This is a genomic window from Balneola sp. EhC07 (assembly GCF_001650905.1).
Classification (GTDB): Bacteria; Bacteroidota; Rhodothermia; order Balneolales; family Balneolaceae; genus Balneola.
Map to the genome: position 1 here is coordinate 230,304 of NZ_LXYG01000017.1, position 23,859 is coordinate 254,162.

General features: G+C 39.8%; 25 protein-coding genes. 18 read left to right on the forward strand and 7 right to left on the reverse strand.

All coding sequences use genetic code 11. The features are described from left to right. Positions 1-16: 16 nt before the first annotated feature. Positions 17-316 (forward strand): DUF1330 domain-containing protein, encoded by a 300-nt coding sequence (locus tag A8B79_RS10215; protein ID WP_066221958.1) that lies wholly within the window; start codon positions 17-19, stop codon positions 314-316. Positions 317-457: 141 nt separating this feature from the next. Here the strand turns inward: A8B79_RS10215 and A8B79_RS10220 are convergent, their stop codons facing one another. The 4 genes from A8B79_RS10220 to A8B79_RS10235 all read right to left on the reverse strand — a co-directional run bounded on the left by A8B79_RS10220 (position 458) and on the right by A8B79_RS10235 (position 3,833). Continuing rightward, entirely contained in the window at positions 458-1,027 is a 570-nt protein-coding gene (locus A8B79_RS10220; RefSeq protein ID WP_066221960.1) for a hypothetical protein, read from the reverse strand. 90 nt (positions 1,028-1,117) lie between these two features. Then, complete coding sequence (locus tag A8B79_RS10225; protein WP_066221965.1) at positions 1,118-1,720, reverse strand: transposase; 603 nt, start codon at positions 1,718-1,720, stop codon at positions 1,118-1,120. Between the two features lie 182 nt (positions 1,721-1,902). After that, a complete protein-coding gene (locus A8B79_RS10230) occupies positions 1,903-2,508 on the reverse strand; it encodes a trimeric intracellular cation channel family protein (RefSeq protein ID WP_066221968.1) in 606 nt (201 codons plus the stop codon). 200 nt (positions 2,509-2,708) lie between these two features. Next, positions 2,709-3,833: an Mrp/NBP35 family ATP-binding protein gene (locus A8B79_RS10235; protein WP_066221970.1), complete on the reverse strand. Its 1,125-nt coding sequence runs from the start codon at positions 3,831-3,833 to the stop codon at positions 2,709-2,711. 84 nt (positions 3,834-3,917) lie between these two features. On the opposite strand from A8B79_RS10235, the gene A8B79_RS10240 reads away from it, so the two are divergent. From A8B79_RS10240 to A8B79_RS10320, 17 genes are all read left to right on the forward strand, one after another. Then, the gene (locus A8B79_RS10240) at positions 3,918-4,451 is read left to right on the forward strand and encodes a hypothetical protein (protein ID WP_153038418.1); all 534 of its coding nucleotides are present in this window, start codon (positions 3,918-3,920) and stop codon (positions 4,449-4,451) included. A 218-nt stretch (positions 4,452-4,669) separates the two neighbouring features. Further along, positions 4,670-4,885 (forward strand): type II toxin-antitoxin system RelB family antitoxin, encoded by a 216-nt coding sequence (gene relB, locus A8B79_RS10245; protein WP_066221978.1) that lies wholly within the window; start codon positions 4,670-4,672, stop codon positions 4,883-4,885. Next, complete coding sequence (locus A8B79_RS10250; protein WP_066221981.1) at positions 4,869-5,141, forward strand: type II toxin-antitoxin system RelE family toxin; 273 nt, start codon at positions 4,869-4,871, stop codon at positions 5,139-5,141. The genes relB and A8B79_RS10250 overlap by 17 nt, the downstream gene beginning before the upstream one ends. 53 nt (positions 5,142-5,194) lie before the next feature. Beyond that, complete coding sequence (locus A8B79_RS10255; protein WP_066221984.1) at positions 5,195-5,830, forward strand: hypothetical protein; 636 nt, start codon at positions 5,195-5,197, stop codon at positions 5,828-5,830. 95 nt (positions 5,831-5,925) lie between these two features. After that, a complete protein-coding gene (gcvT, locus tag A8B79_RS10260; RefSeq protein ID WP_066221986.1) occupies positions 5,926-7,026 on the forward strand; it encodes a glycine cleavage system aminomethyltransferase GcvT in 1,101 nt (366 codons plus the stop codon). 24 nt (positions 7,027-7,050) lie between these two features. Further along, positions 7,051-7,788: a 2-phosphosulfolactate phosphatase gene (locus A8B79_RS10265; protein WP_066221989.1), complete on the forward strand. Its 738-nt coding sequence runs from the start codon at positions 7,051-7,053 to the stop codon at positions 7,786-7,788. Beyond that, positions 7,781-10,324 carry a DNA translocase FtsK gene (locus A8B79_RS10270; RefSeq protein WP_066221992.1) on the forward strand — a complete coding sequence of 848 codons (2,544 nt, stop codon included), beginning with the start codon at positions 7,781-7,783 and terminating at the stop codon, positions 10,322-10,324. Before A8B79_RS10265 ends, A8B79_RS10270 begins: the two co-directional genes overlap by 8 nt. Then, complete coding sequence (locus A8B79_RS10275) at positions 10,305-10,919, forward strand: LolA family protein (protein WP_066221995.1); 615 nt, start codon at positions 10,305-10,307, stop codon at positions 10,917-10,919. Before A8B79_RS10270 ends, A8B79_RS10275 begins: the two co-directional genes overlap by 20 nt. A gap of 2 nt (positions 10,920-10,921) precedes the next feature. Then, complete coding sequence (locus A8B79_RS10280) at positions 10,922-11,956, forward strand: lysylphosphatidylglycerol synthase transmembrane domain-containing protein (protein WP_066221999.1); 1,035 nt, start codon at positions 10,922-10,924, stop codon at positions 11,954-11,956. A 77-nt stretch (positions 11,957-12,033) separates the two neighbouring features. Then, positions 12,034-13,752, forward strand: coding sequence for a TonB-dependent receptor (locus A8B79_RS10285; protein WP_066222001.1), 1,719 nt, complete (start codon positions 12,034-12,036; stop codon positions 13,750-13,752). Between the two features lie 3 nt (positions 13,753-13,755). Continuing rightward, positions 13,756-13,953, forward strand: a complete 198-nt coding sequence (locus A8B79_RS10290; protein WP_066222003.1) for an HU family DNA-binding protein — start codon at positions 13,756-13,758, stop codon at positions 13,951-13,953. 2 nt (positions 13,954-13,955) lie between these two features. Beyond that, entirely contained in the window at positions 13,956-15,725 is a 1,770-nt protein-coding gene (locus A8B79_RS10295; protein WP_066222006.1) for an SPOR domain-containing protein, read from the forward strand. Between the two features lie 13 nt (positions 15,726-15,738). Continuing rightward, entirely contained in the window at positions 15,739-16,446 is a 708-nt protein-coding gene (locus A8B79_RS10300) for a MotA/TolQ/ExbB proton channel family protein (RefSeq protein WP_066222009.1), read from the forward strand. Between the two features lie 2 nt (positions 16,447-16,448). Then, complete coding sequence (locus tag A8B79_RS10305; protein WP_066222013.1) at positions 16,449-16,865, forward strand: ExbD/TolR family protein; 417 nt, start codon at positions 16,449-16,451, stop codon at positions 16,863-16,865. A 10-nt stretch (positions 16,866-16,875) separates the two neighbouring features. After that, a complete protein-coding gene (locus A8B79_RS10310; protein WP_066222016.1) occupies positions 16,876-17,697 on the forward strand; it encodes an energy transducer TonB in 822 nt (273 codons plus the stop codon). A 12-nt stretch (positions 17,698-17,709) separates the two neighbouring features. Then, positions 17,710-19,086, forward strand: coding sequence for a S41 family peptidase (locus A8B79_RS10315; protein WP_066222019.1), 1,377 nt, complete (start codon positions 17,710-17,712; stop codon positions 19,084-19,086). A gap of 107 nt (positions 19,087-19,193) precedes the next feature. Then, positions 19,194-22,394 (forward strand): glycosyl hydrolase, encoded by a 3,201-nt coding sequence (locus A8B79_RS10320; RefSeq protein WP_066222022.1) that lies wholly within the window; start codon positions 19,194-19,196, stop codon positions 22,392-22,394. A gap of 62 nt (positions 22,395-22,456) precedes the next feature. On the opposite strand, the gene A8B79_RS16165 is transcribed toward A8B79_RS10320, so the two are convergent. The 3 genes from A8B79_RS16165 to A8B79_RS10330 all read right to left on the reverse strand — a co-directional run bounded on the left by A8B79_RS16165 (position 22,457) and on the right by A8B79_RS10330 (position 23,801). After that, complete coding sequence (locus A8B79_RS16165; RefSeq protein WP_161485163.1) at positions 22,457-22,633, reverse strand: hypothetical protein; 177 nt, start codon at positions 22,631-22,633, stop codon at positions 22,457-22,459. Between the two features lie 42 nt (positions 22,634-22,675). Further along, positions 22,676-23,167 carry an MgtC/SapB family protein gene (locus tag A8B79_RS10325; RefSeq protein WP_066222025.1) on the reverse strand — a complete coding sequence of 164 codons (492 nt, stop codon included), beginning with the start codon at positions 23,165-23,167 and terminating at the stop codon, positions 22,676-22,678. A gap of 121 nt (positions 23,168-23,288) precedes the next feature. Then, a complete protein-coding gene (locus tag A8B79_RS10330; protein ID WP_153038419.1) occupies positions 23,289-23,801 on the reverse strand; it encodes a hypothetical protein in 513 nt (170 codons plus the stop codon). Between the last annotated feature and the right edge of the window lie 58 nt (positions 23,802-23,859).

A 23,859-nucleotide genomic window follows, 5' to 3' on the forward strand; every position in this document is an offset into this window, starting at 1 on the left:
TATAAAAGAAATAAATATGCCTTGCGAAATATTAGTAGGATTGAATGTAACTGATGATGAACTATATCAGAAGTACAGGGATGAAATGACGCCGATTCTAAAAGAATATGGAGGAGGTTTTAGATATGATTTCTTGATAGAAAAAGTATTAAAAACAGATTCTGAATCTAAAATAAACAGGGTTTTTGCTATTTATTTTGAGAGCGAAGAAGCAAAGAATGAATTTTTTCTGAACGATAAATACATTCAAATAAAGGAGAAATATTTTACGCCGTCAGTTTCAGCTACTACAACTATTGCTAAATATAACAGATAAGATCAAACCTTCATCGTAGCTCAGTATTCCATCTGACGGATTTCCCGTCTGATGGAATACTGAGCTATCTAGTTAAATCAGATTTTCGGTCAGAAAGTTAATCTGTCAAACCGAAAATCGGCAGGAAAAACTTAGAAGAGATTATAACCAAGCCCAGTATACAATCAGTTTTTGATCTATGAGTATTACTTTGATTCTGCTTATTTCTTCTCCTTCGGAGTATATAAAATCATTATCCTCTGCAATTTTTATTATTTCCATTGTTTGGCTATCAAATGTATCAGTATGACTCTTTGCTGGTTTTTCTTTATCAAGCAATAAAGTTTTGAAGACAGGAAATGAATAATAGTAATTCTCTAAGTATTCGGTTCTAGAATGAACAAGCACAACTGAATCAGCAGGAAAGTTTATATAATCTAGGTGCCAGTTTGCATGATCAACAGTAACCATCTCTCTTTTCCAAGTGAAGTCTTTAAAGTTATCATGGGTGATTTGAAGATTGCTCTCGTTATCTATAGCTTCGAAAGCATACCGTGAATTTTCGGGTAAGTTTGTTTCATATTCAAAATAACTACCCCAAAAGAAATCACAGTAATAAATATATGTGGGTATAATTATTGCAAAAACTAATATAGAAATGGCAAGTTTTTCTGTGAACTTTCTCATCTCTAACAATATTAAAGAATAGGAATAATTCAAAGTTATGGCCATTCCATCTTACGGATTTCCCGTCTGATGGAATATTGAGTTAGCTAATTAAGCTAGTTCTTTCGGTCAGACAGGTAATCTGTCAGACCGAAATTAAAAATCTACTAAAAATTCATCAGAAATTGTCTGCTTGCAGAAGGCTCTAAACTCTTTATGGTCAATAGGAAGTTTAAATAAATCTCTGGCTAATTCCTGATTACATAGCTTTCCTTTTCGAAACCCTGCATAATCCTGATACGAAGAAAACTCCCAGTCTTCTAGTTTAGTAACCAGTTTGGCTCTAATAGGATTTTGATGGATGTACAAGAAACAATTGACTCCATAATCATTATGAGTTTTTGATTCTTGAGCCAGTGATTTTGCCTTAGCTCTAGCACGGAATAAAGATCCCGATCGATTCAATTTTTTGTTGACCGCTTGCGTATAAGAACTTTGAAGAATCCCGATACTCCTGTTTAGGGTGCCAACTTTATTCGATTCTTGAATGTTATCTGAAGAATCGTATTCGGATTTTACTTGAAATAAAAAATGATAATGATTCGGCATTAAACACCATGCCAATATGTCAACGTGTGGAACAAGGTGTTTTTCAACTTTCTTTAAAAGATACAGATAATTTTCTCGTTCAAAGAAAAGAGGTTCTCTGTTATTTCCTTGATTATAAACATGATAGGTATGCTCTGGAAGAAATTGCATCTGTCATTATAATAAAAATGGGATTTAAACTATAAACATATACCGTATTACGGTCAGACGGACTTAAGCCGTCAGACCTCCAAGCTTCCATTCCATCTGACGGATCACCCGTCTGATGGAATACTGAGTTAGCGAATCAAGCTAGTTCTTTCGGTCAGACAGGTAATCTGTCCGACCGATTCTCAAACCTTCATCTTAGGCAACGAAAGGTCGAGCTTAATGGCAGCAACGCGGATTCCAATAACTACTCCGGTAGTAATGACATAGTTCAAATTGGTTGCTATCTCAAAATAGATGCCGAGATAGAAAACCAAAGCTCCCATCAAGCAAGCTGTGGCGTAGATCTCTTTTCTAAAAATAAGCGGAACTTCACGGCATAAAATATCCCGTATAATTCCTCCCACTACAGCGGAAGTCATTCCCATGATTCCTGCCATAAACGGATTTAATCCGAAAGCCAATGCCTTTTCCATACCACTGATCGTAAACAACGCTATTCCAATGGTATCAAATAAAAAGAGTGGCTTGTTGATGTCATCCAATCGGTTTCTGATCAGATAAGTAAATGGAATTGCAGACAAGATCACAATGGGATAAGTCATATCGCCGATCCAGGTTATGGACTCGCTTCCAATCAGGATATCACGAACGGTTCCGCCGCCAATAGCCGTCGCAAAACCGATCACCGCCGCTCCGAAAATATCCAGATCTTTCTTAGCCGCCATCCTGATACCGCTTATAGCAAATACAAAAGTCCCGATAAGATCAAGGATGGAGATAATGGTCATAGTTTTACTTTTCCGAAGTTTTAATCCTCCTTTGAAGGAGGTGGGTTCCGATCGAATAGATCGGAAGTCGGAGGATGTTGTAAAGCTTTATAACTTTAGAGCTACACAATATCCTCCGGGTTTGCCGACTGAATCATCTCCCTTCAAAGGGAGATGGTCTGTTATTTGAAATTTGAACATTGCTATTTTCGCGCAGCGACTCACGGTCTAAATTTAATATCCACTTTCTTAGTCGTTTCACCCGATTTCGAGCGCAGTTCCAGCTGTTGCTTCATGTTTTCCGTTGCTCCGACAAAAGCTCTTGCAGAGAAAGAAGAATCATCCGCTAAAACAATAGGTAAACCATTATCTCCCGCTTCACGAACGGTTTGCTCGATGGGAATCTCGCCCAACACCGGTACACCCATTTCTTTAGCTAAATGCTTGGCACCGCCATCTCCGAAGATGTAATACTTCTTTTCCGGCATATCCGGAGGTGTGAAATACGCCATGTTCTCGACAACGCCCAAAACAGGAACATTCACTTTCTTAAACATCGCCACTCCTTTGCGAACATCATCCAAAGCAACAACTTGCGGAGTAGATACGATCACAGCTCCGCTTAAGGGCACCGTTTGTACAATGGTAAGTTGGATGTCACCTGTTCCCGGAGGAAGATCCATGATCAGATAATCCAGTTCGCCCCATTCCACTTCGGTCATAAATTGTTTGATGGCGCTGGTAGCCATTGGTCCACGCCAAACCATCGCCTGATCCACATCCACTAAAAATCCCATAGAAACCATTTTGATTCCGTGTCGCTCAATAGGAACTAATTTCTTTTGTGTGGTGATGTTCGGCTTTTCAAACACATTGAACATGGTTGGAATACTCGGCCCGTAAATATCAGTATCCATTAAGCCAACTTTGTATCCGTCTTTTGCTAAAGCAGAAGCAATGTTTACAGCTACAGTAGATTTACCCACTCCGCCTTTTCCGGAAGCAACGGCAATGATATTCTTAACACCCGAAAGAACTTCTTCCTGTTTCTGCTGAGGTTGTTGCGGAGCCTGTTCCGGTTTGTCCTTTCTCTTGGAAACATTGATTCCCACCTGTATATCAACTACGGCTTCTCGGTCAATGAACTTGTGAATGGCTTCTTCGCATTGTCGTTGAATTTGCTGAGCCAGGGCATCATTTTTCTCAGGCATTTCCAGCGTAAAGGAAATGTATTTATCCTGAATGATAATATCATGGATCATATCCAGTGAGATCAGGTCCTGTTTTTCGGTTGGATGGAGAACGTGAGCAAGTGCTGTTTTGATCTGCTCTTTGTTGATGGACATATACTTTTTAAAGGATTTTTTTCTGTATTCTTATATCAGCAATAAAGATACAAAGAATTAGATTGAGTATTGGAAGGGAAAGTGGTGAAAACAAGTATAGGACTAAAAGAGAAGTTTAGACAACGGGCACTATTGTTAATAGCACTAGTGACGATCCTAGGATGTCATTCATATACAGACTTTGAAAAAACCCCACCGTTAGAAGAAGAATTCGATTTTACTACTTATTGGCAAGATGAAGCAAGAGACTTTTTAACAGTTAGTGGTATAGAGGTAGAACAAGGGCTTAATAAACCAAATTATTATGAAATAAGAGATGCAGAAACTCAAAAAAGAATTACATATCCATACCTATTTTTAATTACAGATATAACAGACTCTACATTTATAACCATATCTGGTAATGTGACATTTGAATCCGGGTTGAAATATTTGCTACTTCCTAATTATTCCCGATTAATGTTAATTGAGAAAGAAACATTAGAAATATTACTCGACTTAAAAATAGATGAACATATATCTAATGCTAAAGTTATAGATGATCATATTTACTTTTGGTATAGGACTGATCAAGGATATAAGGTTGCGTATAGTTTGGGAAGAGTTAAGATTAACTGACTCAAAAACATCTAAAGTCTTTAACCTCGTTCCGTACCTCCGGTGCGGAAAGCTATTGGGAGCTCAGCTCCCTGTTCTTTTATCATAAACCCAGCGCAACCGCCTCGCTTGTGCGACCTTTCCAAGCCAAAACCCTGATATTAATTCTAATTCGTTCTTATATACCAAAAAAGTATATTTGTCGTACTTGTATTACATGTAAACAAATTCATTGAATTATGCCTATTACAGTTCGTTTAGGAGAGTCGGTTGAAAAGAGACTGGATGAGTTGGCAAAACTTACCGGTCGCACCAAAACTTATTACATTCGTCAGGCTTTGGAAGAAAAGCTGGACGAAATGGAAGATTTGTATATGGCTGAACAGCGTATTGAAGAGCCTCAGAAGCGTTGGAGTCTGGACGAGATCGAGCGCGGCGATGATTTGGAAAGTTGAATTTGACGATCGTGCCCGTAAAGAACTCAGAAAGCTAGATAAGCAAACTCAGGATCGGATTCTGAAATGGCTGCGTACTAATCTGGCGACAGAAGATGATCCAAGAAGAACTGGTAAATCTCTCAAAGGTCGCATGAAAGGTCTTTGGCGATACAGGGTTGGAGATTATCGAATTATCAGCCAGATTCAGGATGAGCATATTTTGATCCTAGTTATTCGGATCGGACATCGGCGGGATATTTATGATAAGAAGTGAATCAGTTAAGTATGCTTAAAATTATATATCGAGTTTCTAATCTTGTTTCAATAATGAAAGTATCAACAGTTAGCTTTTTTCTGTGTTTTTGTATCCTGTTAAGCACCAAGCCAATTTTGGGTCAGGAATCTGAAGAGTATTCTATCATTTTAAAACCTATGAAAAATCAGGGATTAGATACTGATTGGGACGGAAAGAGAATTAGGATAAGTAATAACGGACTTTCAATTGGAATTACGGTTAGCGCAAATGCATATGAAACGAATTATTATCCCAACGGAAGAGAAAGCAACAGTAATGCCACAGAGAATAAGTCGAGTGGTTTAGAGAAAGAACTCATTTTATACAATATAACATCCAGAATATCACTGAATACAAGTTCAGAAAATATTTCAGTATTTACAGATGGTGTAGGGGTATCATTTTCAAGTGAAATTCATAACCCTGAAAAAACATCGATTCTATATTACTCTTTGCCAAGTGATACCACAAAGATTTTTATGAGAGACAATCCTTACAGCGCGGACTTTCCATATCAAGTAGCGTTATTTTATCCAAGGTTTCAAAAGAAACTATCTAGCGATACTTTGAATATCGATCTTCATTTACCCATTATTCAAACACCAGAGGGAAACCGAATTATGGAAAGTCGTGTGATTAAGTTAGAGGGTACAATTAAACGAAATTAAAAGAAGAAATTTCCAATTCTTAATTCTATCCCTTTCTTCAAAAATCATTAACTTATTGAGGATTAAGAACAAAACGACACAAACTAACTACACGAATGGCTAAAAAAACACCGTTTCATGCTATCCATCAAAAAGAAGGCGGGAAACTTGTAGAATTTGCCGGATTTGAAATGCCGGTTCAATACAAAGGAATTAAGGTAGAACATGCAGCCGTTCGTAATGATGTGGGCGTTTTCGATGTATCACACATGGGCGAGTTTTACATTCACGGACCGGAAGCACTTGATCTGGTTCAGCATATTTCAGTAAATGATGCTTCGAAGCTGGTAGCCGGAAAAGCGCAGTATACGTGCATGTGCTATGAAGACGGTGGTATTGTGGACGACATGATCGTGTATAAACTGTTTGAAGAAGATCAGTACATACTGGTAGTAAACGGCGCGAACGTAGATAAAGATCTGGCTTGGGTAAACAGCCAAAATACATTTGATACCACAGTAGTTGATATGTCTGATGATACGTGCCTGCTTGCAGTTCAAGGACCGAAATCAGTAGACACGCTGCAAAAGCTTACCGATTTGGATCTTTCAGAGATCGGATTCTACAGTTTCAAAATGGGAACACTAGCCGGATTTGAAAACATCGTGTTTTCAGCAACAGGATACACCGGCGAGAAAGGATTTGAGATCTACTTCGATAAAAACAATGTAGATCCGGAAGCTGTTTGGAAGGCTATCTTTGAAGCCGGAGAAGAATTCGGGATCGAGCCGTGTGGTTTAGGAGCTCGAGACACGCTGAGATTGGAAATGGGTTTTGCTCTTTATGGCAACGACATCACCAAAGACACTCATCCGCTGGAAGCACGATTGGGTTGGATCACCAAGTTTGATAAAGGTGACTTTGTAGGAAAAGAAGCCCTTCTCAAGAAAAAAGAAGAAGGGAATTCCCGACAATTAGTTGGCTTTGTAATGAATGATGAGCGCAACATTCCGCGTCATGGATACGAAATAGTGGACGAATCAGGAAATACCATTGGCGAAGTTGCCAGCGGAACAATGTCGATCACTTTGGGTAAAGGAATAGGGATGGGTTATGTGAAAAAAGAATTTGCTGCTGAAGGCAACACTATCCATATTGCAATCCGTAAAAAAACAGCGGAAGCTACAGTAACACGCCCTCCATTTATAAAAAAGTGAGAGAACATATTTTAAAGAACTACGATGGCTAGACTAGATTACATGGACGTATATTTTTCGGTGCAATCCTTTCAGGAAGAGGATCTGCGTGGAAAGTCTGCAGTTATTATTGATGTGCTGAGAGCTGCTTCGTCGATGGTGACAGCGCTGAGTAACGGTGCGAAAAAGATCATTCCGGTTGGTGCAATGGAAGACGCTGTCCGAATTGCCCAAACCATGGACAACAAAGATTATCTGCTTTGTGGAGAACAAAACGGACATAAGATCGAAGGGTTTCATTTAGGAAACTCACCGTTGGAGTATACAGAAGATGTAGTAGCGGATAAGACGTTGATCATCAACACTACAAACGGAACCAAGGCGATCAAAAAAGCAGCGCTTGCAAATCGTATGTATGTGGGCTGTTTTCTAAATCAGAAAAGCATTTTGAAAGCATTGGAAGATCACGACGATGATGTAGTTTTGATTTGCTCAGGTTGGCAGGGGAAAATGTCATTAGAAGACACTTTGTTCGCCGGATCTATTATTTATAAAATGTGCAAAGGAAAGCTTCCCAAGAATACCAAAGATGGAGTAAAGGTCGCTTTCAGTTTATATCAGGGCTATAAAGATGAGCTGGAAAAAGCCATTGAAACCAGTGACCATGCAATTCGACTTAAAGAACTTGTTCCTGACGGGGATATTCCTTTTGTTTGTGAAGTAGATAAATTTGACGTCCTTCCGGGAATGAAGGATGGAATTTTAATCAATTTGAATGGCTAAAAAGAAGTTAAATACAGCCGGAAATTCTAAGGCAGGTATTGACGATAACCGAAAAGTAGAGATCATCGGAGTGATAATTATTGCTCTGGCGATTTTGCTTGGGTTAAGTATCGTTTCCTACACTCCGGAAGATTACCAATATGCGACCAAGTTGTCGTTTATGGATCTTTTCAATAAAGATGCATCCTCCAGGTTAGTACAAAATTGGCTTGGGCCCGTGGGAGCTTATCTTTCCCATTTCGTAGTTCATCAATTGTTTGGGTACACCAGTTTTATCTTAGCAGTTCTGGTCTTTTTTCAGGGTTGGCACATTTTCAGAAGGCGAAATTATAAAGATCTGAGCTGGATCACCATTTTGGGTGTTTGGAGCATGATCCTTTTCTCAACTGTTTTGGGATGGATGAATTTCAATCTTGATTTTCCTGCTGATTCAGTATGGAGCGGAGCGGCCGGAGTAGCGATCTCAAAAGTGCTTCAGAACTTTACAAGTAGTATCGGATCGGGAATAATCTTGTCACTCTTGGCGATCGTAACTTTACTATTACTTTGGGACAGAGATCTTCAAAAATCCATCGACAACCTGAAATTATGGATCGAAAACGTTCAGCAGAAATTGGAAGATGCCCGGATCGCCCGTGCAGAAAAGAAAGAAATTAAGGCTCAGGAAAGAGAAGAGCGCTTAGCCGAAAGAAGAGCAGAACGTGAAGCGGCTAAAGAAGAAAAAGCAGTCAAGAAAGAAGAGAAAAAAAGCGCCAAAGCAAAGCCGGAAAAAGAAGTTAAAGAACCCGAAGCTCCGGCGCCAACGATCGATGATATTGTAGCTAAATCTCACGAACAAGATCTGGAGCGCATCGAAAAGGAAAAACGAGCTTCCGACGATATCGATAACAGACAAAAAGCGGCTATAAACAAGAGTTCCAATCTGGAAGAAAAAGAAGTGCTGGATGAGGACAGCGAAGAGCTGGAAGTTTCGGTATACAAAGGCGAAGGTGATGAGGAAGCCGGAGAAAGAGATCTGGATAAGATAAATCGGGATAAAGCAAAGGAAGTTCCTGTTATCAGATATAAGTTCCCGACCATTGATCTTTTAGACGCACCTGCAGAAGACAGAACAGAAGTTGATCTGGAAGAGATCCGGGAAAACAAGCGCATCATCCTGGATAAGCTGAAAAGACACCGAATTGAGATCGTTGGAATTAATGCCATTGTGGGCCCAACGGTAACGCTTTATGAACTTGAGCCGGCTCCGGATGTGAAGATCAGTAAGATCGAAAGCTATTCCAATGACTTAAAAATGGCGATGGCTTCCAAAGGATTGCGCATGCTTTCTCCGATCCCCGGGAAATCTGCAGTTGGGATTGAAGTTCCGAACAGCACCCGAGAGATGGTGTACATCAAGCAGGTCATCAACACCAAAAAGTTTGTTGAAACGGACATGACTTTGCCGGTAGCATTCGGTAAAACGATCGAAAATGAAGTGTTCATGATCGATCTTACAAAAATGCCTCACTTGTTAATGGCAGGAGCAACCGGTTCCGGTAAATCGGTTGGAGTGAATACCATTATTACCTGTCTGCTTTATAAGTGCGATCCGGAAAATCTGAAATTTGTGATGATCGATCCGAAGAAGATCGAATTGGCATTGTACCGAAATATCCAGAATCACTTTCTGGCGATGCTACCAAACGCGGACGAACCGATCGTAACTGATACTTCAAAAGCTCTGGATACGCTGAACAGTGTGTGTAAGGAAATGGATGATCGCTATGACCTGCTGAAAATGGCGCTGGTTCGGGATATCAAAGCGTACAACAAGAAATTCAAAGAAGGCGAACTAGATGAAGAATTAGGTCATCGCCATCTGCCTTATATCGTAGTTATCATCGACGAGCTTGCTGACTTAATGATGACAGCAGGAAAACAAATTGAAGAGCCTATCGCCCGACTAGCTCAGCTTGCACGAGCTATTGGAATCCATTTGGTGGTTGCAACTCAGCGACCGTCTGTAAATGTAATCACAGGTACCATCAAGGCTAACTTCCCGGCACGAATTGCTTATCAAGTTGCTTCGAAAGTAGATTCCAGAACTATTCTGGATATGGGCGGAGCTGATCAATTGGTTGGAGCAGGAGATATGCTGTTTACCAATGGCGCCGGAATGACCAGACTTCAAAATGCATTTGTATCCACAGAAGAAGTAGAAAGAATAAACTCATTTATTGGCCAACAAGCCGGGTATAAGGAACCATTTCATCTGCCGATAATACAAGAGGACAATGTAGGAATACCTGACCCGTTAGATGATATAGATGAAATGTTTCAGGCTGCAGCTAAAGTTGTAGTGTTGCATCAGCAGGGATCCGTTTCATTATTACAAAGAAAATTAAAGATCGGCTATAACAGAGCCGGCAGAATCATAGATCAATTATTTAATGCAGGAATCGTTGGACCATATCAAGGAAGTACAGCACGCGATGTTCTCGTTCAGGAAGAAGAAGAATTACAAGAGATCTTTGATGGCCTTGAAAACCTCTAGTCTTATTTTATTGCTGATGATCGTTTTTGCGATCTCGGTACAGGCTCAAAGCAAAGTTTTTCCAAAGCTGAAAGCCAATTTCGAAAACGAAAAGGTTTTTGTAGCTGATTTCGAACACGTTTATTACGACTCTTACACAAAAGAATCATTAACCAGCCAGGGAAAGATCTGGGTTTCATCAGATAAATACCGGTTGGACAGCGAAAATCAATTGCTGATCGTGGACGGGGAAACATCCAGAGTTTATGATGAAGTTCGGAACAGGGTTATTGTAAGTGATTATTCTGAAGAAGACGATGATTTTGCTCCATCAAGGATGTTGAACGGAGTAGATTCCACTTATACCATTACGGAAGAAAAAATGGATAACGGCAGAACAAAGATCATCATGAAAACAGACGATGATTTTGCCTTATATCTGACGGTTGAGATCATAGTGAATTCTGAAGCAATCCCGATAAGTATTACAGCCTATGATTTTTCAGAAAATGAGATCGTAACCACATTTAAAAACGGATCTTTCTTGCTTAAAAATGAAGAGTTATTCGTGCTACGCTATCCTCAGGATGCAGAAATAGTTGATACCAGGTACTGATCTTGAAAACAGCACTAAAAGTAATTGCAGGAATTCTGGTCGCCGGTTTTTTTCTCTGGCTTGCATTCAAAGAAGTAGAATTTGAGCAAATTGTAGAAGCATCAAAGTCCATGAACTATGGCTGGATCATTCCGTTTGTTCTGGCTACGCTGACGGCACATTTTATTCGGGCGGAAAGGTGGAGATTATTATTCAACGATAAAGCTAAAACGCCGCACAGAATTACTCTTTTTACAGGTGTGATGGTAGGATATCTGTCAAACATTCCATTCGCAAGATTGGGAGAAGTTACACGACCTGTGTATGTAGCTCGTCAGGTTGACGAAAGCAACAGCAAGCTGATCGGAACCATCGTTCTTGAGCGAATTATAGACATGGTGAGTTTGCTTTTGCTGATGACTTTTGTGGTCATATTCATGGTCTCAGATCCGGAAATACTCAGTAATTTATTTGGGATAGATATCACCGACTCTGAAGTTCTTCTTTCTTTTGCATTTTCTATAGGTAAATATTTAGGAATCGCAGTTCTGGGTTTTGGAGCAGTCTATTTAGTTCTGAGATCATTAAGCACAAAAGTTGAATTTATCGCCAAGGGATTCGAAAAATTTAAAGAGATATCAAAAACATTTGTTGATGGGGTTCTTGCGGTTAAAGAACTCAAAAACTGGCCGCTTTTTGTTTTATACACCGCGCTGATCTGGGTGTGCTATATAGGGATGACTTACATTCCATTTTGGATGTTCGACATGCACACCATTTATGATCTTTCTTATGCAGATGCTTTAGTGCTTACGATGGTTTCTGCAGTAGGAATTATAATCCCGACACCCGGTGGAGTAGGCACTTATCACTTATTTGTAACCAAGAGCTTATTTCTTCTTTATGCAGTTCCTGAAGCAATCGGTTTGGCTTATGGAACCATTACCCATGCCTCAACACTCGCAGTGATCATTATAAGTACACCGTTGTTGTTGGTTTTGGATAAGTATATTGCATTAAAGCATGCGGCTAAAACTGAGGGAACAAGCTCAGAATAAATCAGTACATCTTTTGACGTACACAGGTTAACCTTGCTCTAAATTTTTAGTACATTCTTAAAACTTCTTTTTTGACGATGAAACGATCCTATTTTGCAACCATCTTACTTCTATTCATCATAAGTCCGGCGCTTTTCGCTCAAACCGGGAATACTCAAAATTCATTATTACCTGAAATAGATCCACAGGATATTGAGATCAGAAGTGAGTTCAGAGCCAGATTTCCGGGAATCAGACGGCAACCGATTTTAGGTTTCAATCCCAAACCCAGAGTTTTTCGAATCGACCCAAACAGAGTTCCCTTTATGGAATCTGATAAAGAAGCCGTTGCCAGTATCGCTCTCACACAGTTAGACAGACCCAAACCTCCTGCTAAATCAGTTTTAGAAGACCCATCCAGAACAAATGCTTTTATAAAAGCAGGCTTTGGTAGTTTTACTACTCCGGAATTGGAGGCTTATGTTCTAAGAAGATTAAATAGTGAAAGTATAGCTTCTGTAAATGTAGATTTTTCCGGTTCAAGTGGTCATTTAGATAACCAGGATTCCGGCTTCAGGTTTTTTGATGTGAATGGTGTTTACGGTACAAAGTTAAATGGCGGCGCAAAACTATCTGCTAAAGTTGGTGCATTCAGTGATTTCAATCATCTTTTCGAATTGTCAAATAATGTGCCTTCAGATAATTCAGGAACTTCTGAAAAAGATTATCAGGGTTTTAACGCAGGATTTATTCTTGAAAACAATGCCAATGAACTGGAAGGATGGGAGTTGTATCTGAATGCATCTGCAACAGGAATAGATCTTATGGCACCTAATGCTGCTTTAAGGGGAAGTCAATCAGAGCAATTTGTTCAAGCAGGCTTTGAAAAAGAATGGGCGGGTTCAAAGCTCTATGATGTGCTTAGTGCAAAAGTTGATATTAAAGGTGGAAATTATTCAGCCGAAGGAATCGGAGATAATCAATGGATAAGTACTTCAGCGACGTTTGGATACAGCAGTTTATTCAACTATGCCACAGAAATTGAATTGGAAGGAGGAATAGCGTATCTGTCTGATGGATTCAGAAGCAAGCCTTTGCTAGTCTTAAACTCAGCAATGAATCACACAGTAAAAGAAGGGTTAAACCTGACCGGGCAGATTTATGCGCGTCCGGAAATGAAATCTGTTTGGGAGCATCATCAACAAAACAGATTTTTGAATACAAGTGCTCAAACGCAGTTTCAATATATATTCGGAGTTGACGGAGGAATAGAATTTAAACCTCTGGAATCCACCAAGCTCTTTGGAAGCATTTCTTACAAAGCAATTGATAATTATAGTTACTACACAAGAGCTTCGAGAACATTTGGTGTAAATACAGAACAAACATTCTATACAATTAATTATGCAGACGCGTCCAAATTCAGAATGGAGATAGGTGTAACTCAACAAATAGTTTCCGACAAATTCTGGTTTGATGGATTTATATATGCACAAAGACCTGAGCTTAAAAATGGAGGAGATATTCCGTTTGAAGAAAGAGTCGGTGCAGAAGGAGTTTTTTCAGTAAAGCCGGCTGATCAGTTTACAGTAAGTTCATGGGTGCAGTATATTGGAGAAAGAGAAGACGGAAATACTACTAATACACAAACAATAGATGGTTATCTTCTTTTGAATGGTAGCGCTGATTACAAGATCAATGAAAAATTTGGCCTTTATTTGAAAGTGTTGAATATTCTGGGACAAAACTATGAGGTTTGGCAAGGTTATGAAGAACGACCTTTTCAAATTTTCGGAGGTATTAAAGTAACTTTATAAGCTATGACGAACGATTTTTTAAAAGCATTTGGGTTAACAATTCGTGATCAGATCATCATGAAAAATTCTGTTGAAATAAAAGGTCTAGGCACTTTTAAAGCAGAGCACACAAGCCAGCAACAGGAAAGAAAGGGAGACGGAAAACTCGTAATGCTTCCTCCAAAAGACAGTATTGAATTCAAAGCTGATATGGGGGAATAACAATGCTGATAGATAACGAAAAGTTTATTGCCTTACTTGCCGATAATTCCGGAATAGAAAAAGAGAAAGTCGAGAAGTACCTGGAAGAACTTATAAGCGAGATGAAATCGTCCTTTGATGAAGGGGAAGGATATGAAGTGGAAGGGTTTGGGATTTTCAGCAAACTAGGATCAAATATACTGTTTATCCCATCTGATGAGCTGGAAACAGAGATCAACTATAAGTATGTAGGCATGGAGCCTATCGAACTTCCGGGAGGAGCGCAACAGCAAGAACCTGAGGAACCGGAAGAGGATGACGAAAACCCTATTCAGGGAATTCTTGACGGTGGAAAAACGGAAGAATCGGAAGAGTACGAAGATCCGTTTGCCGAGTTGTTTAATGAAGCAGAGGAGCATGAAAAAGCAGAAAAGGAGCAGGCTGAAAAAGGAGATCTGAGCGAAGAGGAGATCGAAGCTGTTGTTGAAGAAGAGATAGAAAGCGAAGATACTGAAGAAATAATTACTGAAGAACCCGAGAAAGAAGAAGAGCCGGAAGAGGCTTTAGAAGATACGCTTAAAGACATATTTGGTTCAGACGAAACTGAAGAAGAAACAGAAACAGAAGAAGAAGAGCCTGAACCGGAAGAGGAGTCTGCGCCGGGGCCTGAAAACTGGGGCATCGATGCGCATAAAGAAGAAGAACAGGAAGGTGCTTTTTCAGGTTTGCTGGGTGATGCAGAAGAGGAACCCGAATTAATTGATGAAGATGACATTTTTGCAACTGAAGATGAAATCGCTTCTGAAGAAGATGTTTCTGAACCCGAAGATGAAGTTTCGCAAGAAGAAACTGTATCTGAAGAAGAAAATGATGAGGAAATAGATTTCTCTGCGTTGGAAGATGATAGTTCTGATGAAGATTTCGACGATCCATTTGATGAGCTTATCGAAGAAGAAGATGATGATGAAGATTTTGTACCTGTAGTAACAAATGTGTCTTCAGGCAAAGCTTCTAAAAAGGAAGCTGATGAGGATAAAGAAGAAGATGAAGACGAGAAAACGGAAAAAAAGAGCAGAACTCCGAAAAGTCCAAGAGACAGAAAACAAAGTTCACCGGTTTTCTTATACATGATTCTTGCTCTGGTATTATTGGGAGGAACCGGATATCTATTAGCTTATTTTGGTGTTGTTAATATTGAAGGAATTACACCATCGTCAGTTTCAACACAAGTAGTACAGAGCAATCCGCCGGCAACACAGCCTGAAAGTACGCCTCCACAAACTGCTGATACAGAAGAGGAACAACCGGTAAAAGAAGTACCGACGATTGAAGCGAACAATGAAAATGCTCCAAATGAAACGGAAGAAAGTACCGAAAATTCCTCTGATGCTGAATCTGGCATTACTGAAGAAGAAACACCTCAAAATCAAGAAAATGATATAGCTCCACTAGTTGCTGATGAAAAAGCTCCGGGCGATGGAGGTATTATTTCTCCGGTTAATATTCAGGCAGAAACTGAAGTTTATGGTTTAAATGGAACAGCAACCGAAGCCGGGAACAATGGCTATACAATCGTGCTATATACATTAAGCCGGAAGTCTGGAGCAGACACACAGTTTGAAAAATTATCGAAAGAAGGCTTTCGGGTCATTATTAAAGAAAAACCGTCGCAAGAATTCGGCAGGTTGTACAGGGTAAGCATTGGGCAGTTTGAGTCACTGGCAGATGCGGCTATTGCTGCAGAAAAAGTTGATTCTGAAATACTTGGAAATTATATCATCACAAAAATTTAAACACTTCATTTACATGGACATCCTTCTTTTACTATTTCAAGATTCAACGGCAGTTGCTGATTCGTTAGCACTGGCACTTGAAGGAGAAACAATCACATTATTCGATCTTTTAATTGAAGGAGGGGTTTTAATGATCCCGATCTTCGTGCTATTTATGCTTTCTATGTACGTAATTGTAGAACGTTGGCGGGCATTGAACCGATCACATACGGATACAGACAGATTTTTAAGTTCTGTTGAAGGTATGTTAAAGTCAGGCAAACAGTCTGATGCAATGGCTTATTGTGATGATCATGATAAACCGCTGTCAAGAATTATTAAAGCAGGTATCAAGAGATTGGGTCGCCCCATTCGAGACATCGAAGATGCCATTGATAATGCTGGGAAAAAGGAAATTTTCTTCCTTGAAAAAAGAATGAATTGGTTAGCAACTATTGCAGGTGTGGCCCCTTTATTGGGTTTTACCGGAACGGTAACAGGTATGATCGAGGCTTTCATGGATATTCAATCCCTTCAGGGAAATGTTAATCCAAGTGAATTAGCCGGCGGAATCTGGGAAGCTCTTATTACTACGGCTGCAGGATTGATCGTTGGTTTGATAGCATTTGGTTTCTATAACTTTTTATTAGGTAAAATAAACAGATCTATTTTTGAGCTTGAAAATGCATCTGCAGATTTTATGGATCTGCTTCAATCACCGGCACCTAAAAAGCAGGCATAATTATGGCACGCGATTTTAGACGAGGAGATAAAAGGTTAACCCCGTTGTCACTATTCTCTCAATCTTCATTGACAGACATAGTATTACTTTTGCTGATCTTCTTTTTGCTGACTTCTTCATTCGTAACAAACTTTGGGATAAAAGTGAATATTCCGAAAGCAGAGTCCGGGTCAACTACTCAAAATGAGTTTATCTCGGTAGCAATTACTAAGGAAGGCGAGTTTTATGTGGATGGAGACTTGACTGCAAGAGCTTCTTTAGCCCTTCAGATCAGAGCTGCACGCAATAATAAGCAGAGTCAAACGATTATACTACGTGCCGATAAGGATGCGAAAGTAGATGATGCGGTGAGAGTTATGAATATCGGTAAAGCCTTGAATTTAAAACTGGTAATGGCAACAGAGCAAAGTTCCTTATAATTTAATAAACATGAAGAAAACTAACTTTACACAAGATGATAGTGTTGCGCTTACGGTTACGTTGAGTGTAAGCATCGTTATGGTTCTGTTTTCTTTGTGGTATACTTTGGATATGAACCAAAATTTCCGCCCGTCTTTCATTGAAGTAGAGTTCGGGGAGTTTAGATCGGGAACATTGGCAGAGTTTTCTGAGGTTAAGGATGAAGAAGTAGCCAAAAGACCAAACCCTTCAGAAGTTAAAACAGAAAAACCAGTTGAAGAAACTCCAATACCGGAAGAGAAGCCAACAAATCCCACAGAAGAAATTACCAAACCTGTTGACTTACCTGACGAAGTTGAAGAAGTGAAGGAGGAAAAGGTGGAAACACCTAAGACGGATGTTGTAGATCCCACCAAAGAGACCGCGGAAGAAGTAAAAGAAGAAATTGAAATTCCACCGCAAGCAAAAAAAGATCTTGAGGTTAGCGACGGAGCAAAAGAAAGCGGAGATGTTAAAGGTAATACCGGAGAAACAAATGCTGATGCCGGAACAGGGGTTGATGATGAGAAATCTGCTCCATACGAATTAAAGTGGGAAGGGAATATTGAAAGAGACCCGATGGTTCAGCCTTTGCCCGAAAATACTGCAAACACAGAAGGGGTTATCTCAGTACGATTTCAGGTAAAACCTGATGGTTCAGTAGGGTTGATCATTCCATTGAAGAAAATGAATCCCGAGTTAGAAAAGGAAGTGCAGCGGACATTAAGAAGTTGGAAGTTTTCAAAACTTCCAAGTGGTGTCCCTCAACAAGCACAATGGGGAACAATAACATTCAGATTTGTATTTGGATAATCTAAAGGACATATGAAAAAGCTTACCGGTAACATTCTCTTTCTTAGTGTGATATTTTTACTCTCGTGCGTAGGGCCAAATGAAGATGAATTTACAGAAGTAAACTCTTGGATCAGAGAGAACATGGAAGAGAATTACCTCTGGAATGAAAGGGTCCCGGAAAACGTAGACGGATCAATAGTGCCTAATTCTTACTTCGGGAGCATGTTAGACCCGGACGACTTCGATTCATACATAGTAGATGATGTAAAATTATTGCCTTCCGAAGCAACGAGCGATGCTACAGTTTTTACTACAGGATTGTCACCGATTTTTGGAAGGTTTAGTAATTCTTTCGATGCTTTTATTGTTGCAGAATTTATATATCCGAATACACCTGCAGATACTTCGGGGCTAAACCGGGGAGATATAATAATCGAAATTGATGGCGCACCACTGACAGTGTTTAATGTGGTAGAACTTTTTTATGCTGAGAAATCAACCACTACATATACATTTGGCAGATATAATGCTGCAGACCAAACAATAACATCTACAGATGATACGATAAGCCTTCCTCAAGTTGAGATCGAGCTTAATCCAATTGTTCATACTGATGTAATTGAGCAAAATGGGACAAAGATCGGATACCTGTTTTATAATGAGTTTGTAGATGGAGAAAATGATAAATATATAGACAGTGTGGACGTCGTTTTCCAAGACATGATTGCTCAGGGAGTTACTGAGATGATCGTTGATCTGAGGTACAACAATGGAGGAAGTTTTGATGCAGCAAAGAATATTGGTAACAGTCTTGTTTCTCAGTCCGCAGCTCAGAACGAAGAAGTTTTTGTGAGGTTTAAGTACAATGCACTACAAGAGCAACGAATAATAGATGAAGAAGGAGAGGACTCTGAAAGTTTGAGAATTAAGTTTGATTCTGACCCCGACAATTTAGGATTACAGAGTGTATATTTTCTGACCAGTTCTGAGACTTCAAATACAAGCGAGTTACTTATCAACGGGCTAATTCCACATATGTCAGTGAATATTATAGGTGGACAAACCAGTGGTCAATTTTATGGTTCTACTGTGATCAAGGGAGAAGATGCGACACCTCAAAATAATTACGCAATGGTACCTGTAAATTTGAGATATGAAAACTCTGAAGGAAACTCTGACCTGTTTATGGGTTTAGAACCCGATGTTTTTGTTTCTGAAAATCTGTTGGATCCGTTCCAGATAGGAGATCTAAACGAGCCTTTTTTAAAAGCAGCACTTGAGCGCATTTCCGGAGGATCTCAATCGGTGCAAGGCCAGGCAGATCAAAAACAGCCATTCGAAAAAATACGGGATATCAGAGCGGAGCGTAAAGGTAGTATTTTGTTCAGATCAGCAGAAAAAAACTGATAACCTAACCGGTAGCTTCACAACTTTTTACCCATTCCTTGCTTCTGTAGCAATACATTCAGTTATTCAATTCTGTAATAACTAACTAAACTAACTTCGGTGCTACTATGAAGGCAAGAAAGCAACTCTTTTCTGCAATCGTCTGTGTGATTGTATCAATATTTATGGCCGATATTGTGTCAGCTCAGATTTTCGGTCATGGAGAGGAAACAGATTCTCCCACTTATAAAAAAGAGCTTTTCAAGGATCTAAACTATAGAAATATTGGACCATACAGAGGAGGACGTTCTGTTGCAGTATCAGGTCATGCTTCACAGCCATATACTTTTTACACGGGTTTTACCGGAGGTGGAGTTTTTAAAACTACAGATGGTGGAAGCAGCTGGATCAATATTTCAGATGATTACTTTAAAACCGGCTCTGTTGGAGCTATCACAGTTGCTCCATCCGATCCGAATGTGATCTATGCCGGAATGGGTGAAACGGATATACGAGGGAATATGAGTGCAGGGGATGGAATGTATAAGTCTACTGATGCCGGAAAAACCTGGAAACATATCGGTTTAGGTGAAAGCCAATTTATTGGTGACATTGAAGTGCATCCGGCAAATGATGATATCGTCTGGGTTGCTGCTATGGGGCAGATCTTCGGAGAAGAAGGAAATGAAGAAAGAGGGGTTTTCAAATCTACAGATGGAGGAGCTAACTGGAAAAAGGTTTTATTCAGGAATAATAAAACCGGAGCTGTGGATATCGCCGTTGATCCAAATAATCCCAGAATACTATTCGCAGCACTTTGGGAGGCTTACAGAAATCCTTGGGAAATGAGTAGTGGTGGTGAAGGAAGTGGATTATTCCGTAGTAAGGACGGTGGAGAAACTTGGGAAGAAATTTCAAAATTCCACGGAATGCCAAAAGGATTACTTGGAAAGATCGGTGTCGCTGTTTCGCCCGCAAATTCAAACAGAGTTTGGGCAATTATAGAGAATCAAAATGGTGGAGGATTGTTCCGTTCAGAAAATGGCGGAGATAGCTGGAGAAGAATTAGTGCAGACAGAAATCTTCGTCAAAGAGCATGGTATTATTCTAAAGTTATTGCAGATCCGAAAAATGAAAACGGAGTATATGTTCTTAATGTGGGTTTCTGGAAGTCTACTGATGGGGGAAGTAAGTTCAGCAGGATTGGAACTCCACATGGCGACCATCATGATCTGTGGATCGATCCCAATGATCCGCAACGAATGGTGATTGCAGATGACGGCGGTGGACAGGTAACATACAATGGTGGTGAAGGTTGGTCGTCGTATTACACGTCAGCGACCGCTCAAATTTATCAGGTTACTACGGATAATCAATTTCCGTATATGGTGTACGGAGCTCAGCAGGATAACAGCACGTTTGCCATCAAGAACAGAACGAACGGTTTTGGAATTGATGAAAGCGATTGGTGGCCGGTAGCCGGTGGTGAAAGTGGATACATTGCTCCTGATCCGGAAGACCCGAATGTTACTTTCGGTGGAAGTTATGGTGGTTATCTAAACAAATATGATAAAGAACTTGGTTTAAGTGATCGCGTTGATGTTTGGCCGGATAATCCTATGGGCGCAGGTGCTGAGAATCTGAAGTATAGATTTCAGTGGACCTTCCCGATCGTAATTTCTCCACATAACTCTGATGTGATGTATACCACTTCACAGCATGTACATCGATCTATAGACGAAGGAATGAGCTGGGAAACAATCAGTGACGATCTTACCAGAAATGATAAAGAGAAACAGAAAGAATCAGGAGGGCCGATCACAAAAGATGATACCTCTGTAGAGTATTACAATACGATCTTTACTTTTGTTGAGTCACCAATTCAGGAAGGAACTTTCTGGGCAGGCTCTGATGATGGATTAATTCATTTCAGCAGAGATAACGGAGAAACCTGGGAAAATGTAACACCGAAGGGGTTACCTGAAACAATGATCAGCATCATTGACGCTTCTCATCATGATGCAGGAACAGCTTACTTTGCCGCTACACGATATAAGTTCAATGACTTTGCTCCGATGATCTACAAAACCACAAATTATGGTAAAAGCTGGACGAAGATCACAAAAGGAATTCCGGCAATGGATTTCACTCGCGTAGTTCGAGAAGATCCCAACAAAAAAGGATTATTGTATGCAGGAACAGAAACCGGTGTCTATGTTTCTTTCGATGCGGGCGAAAACTGGCAGGATCTGCAATTGAATCTTCCGGCAGTTCCGGTTACAGACATGGCTGTTCATAAACGTGATAAAGATCTTGTTGTGGCTACTCAAGGGCGTTCTTTCTGGATATTGGATGACCTTCCTGTGCTTCATCAAATGAGTGATCAGAACTCAAAATCAGAAAACCATCTTTACCAGCCGGAGAGAACATATTTGTTCGGAGGTCCCAGTTTCAGCAGACCGGGTTCTACAGTAGGACAGAATCCAGAACGGGGAGCTGTTTTCTTTTACACATTGAAAGATGAAGTAGAAGAAGAGATCAAGTTGGAAATTATCGACCCCGCTGGTAATACCATACGTACTTATTCCAGCATCAAAGATGATAATGATCGTCCGGTAAAAGAGTCATCTACTTTTTACGAAGAAGAAGACCAAACCAGACCAAGTGTGGTAGCAAATCAACCCGGACTTAATAAGTTTGTTTGGGGATTGGATTATCCCGACGTAACCAGAATTGATGGTACACAAATTCTTTGGGCAGGAAATACATCAGGACCTTCCGCGATTCCGGGTACGTACACTGTAAAAATGCACATTGGTGATGATGTTGTTGCAGAGCGAAATTTTGAAGTAGTAAAAGACCCAAGATTAGAAAATGTAACTCAGGAAGATTTCGTTGCACAATTCGAGTTGGTTAAAACCATCAAAGCAAAACTGGATACTACGCATAAAACCATCAATAGAATTCGTGAAGTTCGTAAAGAGATCAACGAAATGATGGCTGAAGCAAAAGACAACAAAGAGCTTCAGGAAAAAGCGAAAACGATGTTGGAAGCTATGTCAGAAGTTGAAAACGAACTGATGCAAACCAAAGCCGAAGCAACTCAGGATGTATTGAATTTTGAGATCAAGTTGAATAACAAGCTTGCTGCACTAGCCAGCACCGTAGCAACCGGCTATGGTAGACCAACCAAACAGCAATATGCCGTGTATGAAGAACTTGCAGGAAAAGTGGATGTTCAATTCAAACGTTTGCAAGCAGTTTGGGACGGTGAATACGAAAACATTATTCAGGAATTTGAAAGCAAAGGCGGGAAAATTGAGAATTAACCAGAGCTCTAACAAATTCTAAATCATTATACAAAAGGCGCTTTCCGGGCGCCTTTTTTTATTTAACCAAAGAAACGGGAGCTGTAGTAGAGAATTCCTAAAATTAGGATAATCACCATGATCAACACACCTCTTGTTCTCCCCCCAAGAGGAGAAACCCGTTGGTTTGATTCAGTATCTGAGCAACGAGCTTCCCCTCCACCGGTGGAGGTTGAGGGGGTGTTTAATTGGTTAGCCATCTGACGGATAACCCGTCTGATGGGTTTTAAGGCAAACAAGAATTAATTGAGACTCTCTTTCTTATACTCAGAATCATAATCAGATTTTTTGCTGATCAACTTATTTAGGTATCCGAAAAGATAATTTATGATAACAAGAATGAATGTAGTTCCAACGCCTAACCAATATTGTTTAAGCGCTATACTTATTCCAATCCCTGCGGCCATTAAAATGGTGGCGGCAGTAGTGAGATATCGCACAACCTGACTTGAGGAGCTTTTTAAAATAGTTCCGGCGCCAATAAAACTGACTCCTACTACAACGGCATGAACCATACGAATAGGATCAACACCAAGTCCTTCCGGTTGAATAAGCTGATTGAAATCAATGATCACTATTCGCCCCAAAGAAACTAATAATGTAGCCGAACCGGAGATGATCATATTGGTTCGGAATCCGGCAGGTTTCTGCTTCCATTCCCGTTCCAGCCCCAGAATTCCTCCCAGAATAAGAGCGATTGTTACATCTAATAAAATTTGCGCTTGTTCATACATGAAAACCCGAAATAAGTAAAGAGTCTCTTATTCTAATGGGTTAGAGAAGGATTTGTTCCGTGTTGGATAGCTGGACAAATGAAATTATTAGAAATGACCTTATAATCAGAGGGGTTAGCCGTTATTGCGATATTAATTTAAAATCTTCAAAAAATTGTTTTGCTTCTTCATGAGCATCATGATTCAACCCCGAAACATACATTTGAAAGATCTTTTTATCTACAATTAAAACCCAATTGTATACAGAGAACAAATCAGATTTTTCTGTATAACTTATTCCATTATGACCAAATGCGGTTATAGATTGCATGTCTTCAAGTTTTCCATCAACGGCGGGTACTGCGGCAGATCTTAACATCGTAAAAGTTTTCCTAGGGGTATCAAAAAGATGAGCCGGAGGAAAGTCGCTACAAGTGATAGAATACGTTACTTGTTCTTTTGACCAAGAAGTATATGTGATAGTGTGAACTTTTTGTCCTTGAGTATATACAGAGTCAGTAGCTAAAGACACATTTTTTGGCATACTTGCCGAGAAGTTACATTTATCAGATTTGAGAGTTTCAAGATTATGGTTCTGCGAATAAACTGCAGTTGTGATTAAGTAAATTAGAATTAATAAGAATGTGGTTCTCATATTTTAAAAGTTATTTAATAAGATTAAAGTAATTATGGTCAGACGGGCTACAGCCGTC